At 39.8% G+C, this 6153-nt stretch carries 7 protein-coding genes; 2 read left to right on the top strand and 5 right to left on the bottom strand.

The features are described 5' to 3' along the window. Positions 1–125: 125 nt before the first annotated feature. Both ACSHXM_RS09810 and ACSHXM_RS09805 read left to right on the top strand, forming a co-directional pair. Positions 126–953 carry a hypothetical protein gene (locus ACSHXM_RS09810; protein WP_435688583.1) on the top strand — a complete coding sequence of 276 codons (828 nt, stop codon included), beginning with the start codon at positions 126–128 and terminating at the stop codon, positions 951–953. A 630-nt stretch (positions 954–1583) separates the two neighbouring features. Next, positions 1584–2318 carry a hypothetical protein gene (locus tag ACSHXM_RS09805; protein ID WP_435688582.1) on the top strand — a complete coding sequence of 245 codons (735 nt, stop codon included), beginning with the start codon at positions 1584–1586 and terminating at the stop codon, positions 2316–2318. Positions 2319–2869: 551 nt separating this feature from the next. Here the strand turns inward: ACSHXM_RS09805 and ACSHXM_RS09800 are convergent. From ACSHXM_RS09800 to ACSHXM_RS09780, 5 genes are all read right to left on the bottom strand, one after another. Then, positions 2870–3877, bottom strand: coding sequence for an AgmX/PglI C-terminal domain-containing protein (locus ACSHXM_RS09800; protein WP_435688581.1), 1008 nt, complete (start codon positions 3875–3877; stop codon positions 2870–2872). Then, positions 3877–4434 carry an ExbD/TolR family protein gene (locus ACSHXM_RS09795; protein ID WP_435688580.1) on the bottom strand — a complete coding sequence of 186 codons (558 nt, stop codon included), beginning with the start codon at positions 4432–4434 and terminating at the stop codon, positions 3877–3879. Before ACSHXM_RS09795 ends, ACSHXM_RS09800 begins: the two co-directional genes overlap by 1 nt. Beyond that, the gene (locus ACSHXM_RS09790; RefSeq protein ID WP_435688579.1) at positions 4431–4994 is read right to left on the bottom strand and encodes an ExbD/TolR family protein; all 564 of its coding nucleotides are present in this window, start codon (positions 4992–4994) and stop codon (positions 4431–4433) included. The genes ACSHXM_RS09795 and ACSHXM_RS09790 overlap by 4 nt, the downstream gene beginning before the upstream one ends. 14 nt (positions 4995–5008) lie before the next feature. After that, positions 5009–5671 carry a MotA/TolQ/ExbB proton channel family protein gene (locus tag ACSHXM_RS09785; protein ID WP_435688578.1) on the bottom strand — a complete coding sequence of 221 codons (663 nt, stop codon included), beginning with the start codon at positions 5669–5671 and terminating at the stop codon, positions 5009–5011. Between the two features lie 64 nt (positions 5672–5735). Then, positions 5736–6152: a hypothetical protein gene (locus ACSHXM_RS09780; RefSeq protein WP_435688577.1), complete on the bottom strand. Its 417-nt coding sequence runs from the start codon at positions 6150–6152 to the stop codon at positions 5736–5738. Between the last annotated feature and the right edge of the window lies 1 nt (position 6153).

Genomic DNA, 6153 nt, shown 5'->3' with positions numbered 1-6153 from the left:
ATAATCTTCAATAAAATCAGAAGGTAAGTTATGAATTTAGCGAATGTAAAATACAAACAGAGCATTTACATATACGACATGCTCGATAATAAGCGTTAGCTGTACACATAATAAAAGAGGGATATATGAAACAATTTGTCTTAGGGGTGATACTTGCTCTTGTTGGAGCACTAGCAAGTTGGATATTTGCGCAATATAAGCTTCAAGATGCGACAGGTTATATTGAATATGTCTCTTGGGATCGTAGCTCTTATGTTCAGCTGGAAGACGAATTGTTTAGTAAAATAAAATTTCAATACAAAGATGATAAATCAAATAGCTGGAATGACATACCAAACATTAGCGTAGCAACCATTCAATTTGAAAATTCATCAAAAAAACATTTGGATGACATAGATGTTATTTTCGAGATGAATGTCGAAAAAGACAAAAAATACTCCCTAATAGGTGTTGCCGCACAAGGGCCGGAAGGCTATGACAAAAAATATATCAACAGATTGACAAAACTGTCTTCAAATTCAGTTGGCTTTAATTTTGACACCATCAATATATCTTCCGACAACCCAGAAGACCACTTTTCCGTGACCTTTCTATTTGCTGGTGATGTTGTGCCAGAAATCACTCCAAAAGTCGTAAAGAAGGGGGTAAAAATACAGCCTTTAGATCGAAGCTCAGAACTAACTGCTTACAAAGTGATGTTTCTAGTGGTCTATTTGGGAACGATCTTCTTCTTTATATGGTGGGCTATTACATCCGGTAAGAAAAATAGCAAAAGATACCAAGAAGAGTTTGACTCTAATTTGAAGGTTTACTTAAACGACATCCGTGATCATGGGATCCCTGAAGAAGAAGATTTTGTTGCCGAATTAAACAAGATCAAAAAAGACTCAGGAAAACAAGAGAGCTTTATAAAAAACATAATTAAAAAGGTGGTTGATTGGGCTCACAGCTAACAAACGCGTCAATTAGGACGCTCGCAAGCTCACGCCTATTACGCAGGCGTTAATGTCCGCTTTAGAGCTGTAGTTCTATCATAAACTGAATATCCCCAAGGTCAGCTCCTCGCTCAGAGCCGTCAAACCCATCTTAATTTTATCTCTGTAGCTTTTTATTTTCTCGCGACTCAAAGTTCGCTATTTTTTATTAAAAACTCAATAGGACAATTGGCATGGATAGCCAATTGAGTGGTGTTTTGTCGGGAACAAATCAGCACGGCCTTTTGAGTTTATAAAAAATAGAAACAGAACTTTGCCTGCGCGCGGCTTCTTTTGTTTACTTTTCTTAGCTGTTGAAGAAAAGTTAATCGTTTGGCATGGACGCCAATCGAAAACTGCAATGGATTGCGGTGAGCAGCGCGAATAATAATTTAGGTCGTAGTAACGTTATTTTTCAAGAAAACAACCTGTTCTAGTATTTGTCACCTCTTGCCAGTGTTTTTAGCAAACTAAAAATCTTTTGTTGGTAATAACTTAGATAGCTTGGTAGGTTATGAAACAACAGAAATACAAACCACGCCTAGTAGAAATACGCGCAATTGGGCCTTTAACTATAATGTTATATTCATTAGAGGTATCTTAAATAAAATGGCTAACCTCAATAGAATACCGCCCAGTTGGATGCAGCAGTGGTGGTTATGGTTCACGGTAGTGTTTGGATTAACCCTTGCCATCTTCTGGCCAACATTCCTCAGTGGTATCGCAGATTATAAAGTGCCGGTGATAATTCATGGCATAAGTGCTATCGCTTGGATGCTTCTGACTATCGTGCAAGCTCTGCTGATAAAAAATCGGCAGCGCAAACCGCATAGAACAATTGGCTATATCGCCCCTATCCTTGCAACCATTGTAGTAATCAGCGGCCTTCAAATGGAACGCCAAATGGTCCAGACCCAGGGCTTAGATGCAATTGGGGAAGCACTGCTATCCATAAAGTTTTTTTATAACGACGTAACTGGACTTGCTTTGTTCTGCCTGTTTCTTGCGCTCGCTATATTGGCTGCACGTCGTAGAGATATTGCTTTGCATCTGCGTCTGATAGCTTGCACCGCGATCATTCCAATCATGCCAGCGCTTATAAGATTTTTCGAATCGATAACACCACAGATAGCCCCAGATTTCACTACCGCCCTTCTTGCATCTCAGATTGCTTTGATTAGCTTGGTTGCAACGTTAGTATTACTTGAATGGCGCTACTCGCGATTGCGTTGGCCCTTTGCTTATCTGCTGGGTTATTACATTTTTATGTTGATGACTACCGAGTTTTTCGCTAGCCACCAGTGGCTAAAAAACATCGTCCTTGGCTTCTCCGGAAGCTTATAACCCCAATTGAATATTTTTCTAAATAAACCTCAATAATTGCGGTCGCAATAATCGGGGTAGTAGTTAAGTTAATTTTCTATTCAAAGAAATCTAACATCGAAAGGGTTTCACGACGGTCGATTATCATGGGCATTTCAGACGTGCAGCAAGCTCAGAACCATTGGCTATAATTCGCTCATTGCCGCCACACACATCTTAATTTTATCTCTGTAGCTTTTGATTTTCTTGCGAATGAAACTTGCGCTAAAAAGAAATAGGCTTGTCGAATGTCCAGATATGGATATCTGGACAAGGCAATCTTTTATAGCTGGGAGCGGCTTATTGCCGGTTCGAAAAACGAGCCTGTTTATTTTTTGATAACGTAAGTTTGTGGAGCACGGCCATATTTGTTTACTTTTTGCGGCTGTTGGTAAAAAGTAAATCGCCCTGCAGGGATGCTGGGTGAAAATCCGCAATGGATTGCGGTTCGCGAAGCGAATAAAGTAAGCGTAGCGCATGCCCCAGTGTGCGCAGCACATGGTTTTTTCACAAAAACAAACTAACTCAGCTTATCAAAACGGTAAAAAGTTAAAGGAATAATCAAGTTGAGTTTGAGTCACATTACTTGCACTAAAACTTATCAAACGGATGCGACTTAACAAACGCTTTTCTAAGGCAGGATCATTTAGTTCGCTTTCTAATATTTTAGCTGATGAGATGCTTCCATCGGGTTCAATCACTAGTTGAACTGTGACTTTACCCTCTAGCTCTGGGTTTTTACGTAGTGCTTTGCGATACAAAGAATAGATAGCCCCTTTGTGCTCGCCAATTATTTTGCGTATATCTTCTAGATCACGATTACCAATAACTTCATCTTCACGTTCTATTTGTTTAGCGGCAAGTGAAGCCACACCTTCATTTGGTGCCACAAACTCAGTGGTGCGACGACCACTCAATTCGCCTTTAGCGCCGATGTTAGTAGATAGGTTACCGGTATTCACGCCGCCACTATTGCCTTCTACCACTTTACCAATACGTTTACGCTCAGTTTTGGCTTGTTTACCGCCACCTTTTATGGCGTCAGTGTTAGCTAAATTATTAAGATTAAGATCTTTTCGCATATTCGCTAAATCATCTTGAAAGGCTAACAACCCAGATTGTTTGGCTTTGGCCTTGGCTTTTTCAATAGCAATACTTGGGTCTGGTTTCTTTACAACAGGTTTAGGTTCTGTTTTTTTGACCACTGGTTTTGGTTTCTTTTTAACCGGCTCCGGCGGTTTAACAGGTTCAGGTGGCTTTTCTTTAGGTTTGTCTTCTACTTTAGGCTCTGGCTTAATTTCAGGCTTAGGTTGTTCTTTTTTAATTGGCTCTGGCGGTTTGGCTTTAATTAATCTAGCCAATTGTGGTGGTAACTTCTCTTTTTCAAATCTAGGGGTTTCGGGTACTTCAACTAAATTAACCCACACTGCACACAGCAAGGTAATGACTAAAACAACACTCGTGATTTTACTGAAGCGTTTGTTTTCTAAATCACTGCTAGACCAGGGTAATACGCTATCTGTAGCCAGAGCAACACTCATTAGCTGTCACCTAATGTATGAGCATTGTCTTCTTTATGTTCAACAGCTAAAGCGATATCCGTATATCCAGCTTGAGCACACGACTGCATTAATTTTTTTAATAACTCATATGGCATGGCTTGGTCGGCCATTATGGTAATGGCTCGCGCCACTTCTTGTTTAGGATCTGCTGAACTTGCTTCAAGATTGGTGTTTGTCACCTGACTAGTCAAGGACTGGCGCTGACTCTGATAAGTCAACTCTTCCACCAGTGCTAAAATAACATCTTGTTCATCAGCCATCACGTCAGCAATATTGCCCATTGGTTTACCTTGCAATAACACTTGGTTTTGATTGACTAAAAGTAGCAAATTCTCTTTCGCAGCAGTATCAGCGCTGGATGTAGGTAACACCACAGATTTATCATTTTGCAGAACCTGAACATCTGATGCGTTTAACATTAAAAAGAAGACTAAAATGGTAAAAATATCCATCAATGAAACCAAACTCAACTTGGTTTGTTTACCATGCCTTTTGTGATTGCGAGCCATGCGTTTAGCGCGAACAGACTGCTTCATAACGCGACTCCTTTATTGACACTAAAAGCATCGCTAACAGCATTACCAGCCTCATCAACAATATTTGGCGCATCAGCCAAGGAAATACTCGGAAACAACTCTGCGTCTACTACATCAACACCCACCACCTCTTTATATGAACGAGTGGTATCCATTAATTTGACTATGGTTTGGTACGGGACTTGGTCATCTAACAATAAGACAATGTCTTCTTTATCAGCACCTTTATTTAACAGGGTTTGTTTCAATTCTTTAAGCGTTTGTTGCAACAAAGCGTAATCATGTTGGCCCTCTTTTTTATTGATTTTTTGCAATAAATAACCGGTTGGGTAATACACATTCATACCCTCACCATTTACCAACAACTCTAATTGTTTATTTTCTAACTCCGATGGGCTGGCGTTACTCAATAAAGGTGGCAAAGTTAATTCAAGTACTGTGATACGTGAAAAAACCATCATCATTAAAAGCACTGGCACTAGCACTATCATCAGGTTCATAAATGAAGTGATGTCTAACTCGGCGTCAGCTTTCTTTAATGTGCGATTACGTTTAAGCATGTTTAAAAGCTCTATTAATCACTAGCACGAGTATTTGGATTAACTTGTTGACGGCTAATCAACAAGTTCAAACATTTCACGCCTGCCATTTCCATACTATCTACTATCTCAGTAGTCTTAGTCTGTAACACCGAATGAAACGCCAATAAAGGAATAGCTGCTATCAGTCCAAAAGCCGTAGTGTTCATAGCTACAGAAATACTTTGTGATAACAAACTGGCTTTTTCTGCTGGATCAGCATTTGCTACTGCAGTAAATGCTGCGATTAAGCCTATAATGGTACCCAAAAGCCCCAATAAAGTAGCTATATTCGCCAAAGTCCCCAAGTATGCAGTTCGTTTCTCTAATCTTGGAACGGCTTCCATTAAACCCTCTTCCATCGCATATTCAATGTCTTCTCTACGTTGGCTATGGGTCATTCGGCTAATACCCGCTGAGATAATCCTAGCAACAGGTGCTGCGCCCGCCTGCCCTAATTTAGCCACAGAATCATATTTACTTTGAGAAAGTAGAGATTCAATTTCGCTAAATGCTTTACGGTTTTTGCGCAAGGCACTGCCTAAAAATATGTAACGTTCTAATGCAATGGCTAAACCTAAAGCCAGAACAATGGCGATTGGGAACATAAACGAACCGCCTTCTTGAAAGAACCTCACTATAGTGTTGTAAGTGTCCATTAGTTGTCTCCAGTAGAAATTAAATACACCTTATCACGCAACAACTTTGCTTTAAGTATGTGCATTACAGGTTAATGTTGGATTTGAATAACTTTTCGTACACTCTTTGTTCAGTAATAAAACCCTGTCTAAAAAGTGGTGTTAATTGGGGTGGCGCAACAAAGTTAGGCACCTGTCCTTCGACCTCGCTAAACAAAGGTAATTGCCAAGGCACTATGGTTAAAACTTTTGGTTGTTCTTGGCTACCTCTGAAGGTGGCTTCAAGTTGAATTTTATTCACAGAAGCAGACAGCTTTTTAGTTGCAGAATCTATTGGCTTAGATTGTGTCTGTTCTGTGGAACTTATTTGCGAAGGTTTTTTTGGCAAAGAGTTAATCGTTTTTGATGGCTCAGCAACTTCAGCATTAACCGGCGCAGTATCTTGTGCATTAACCACGAAACTCAATATCAAACTTAAACAAAAAACCAATATAACTTTCATC

It is taken from the genome of Paraglaciecola sp., from assembly GCF_051252315.1.
Lineage (GTDB): Bacteria > Pseudomonadota > Gammaproteobacteria > Enterobacterales > Alteromonadaceae > Paraglaciecola.
This window is presented reverse-complemented; position numbering and strand designations above follow the sequence as displayed.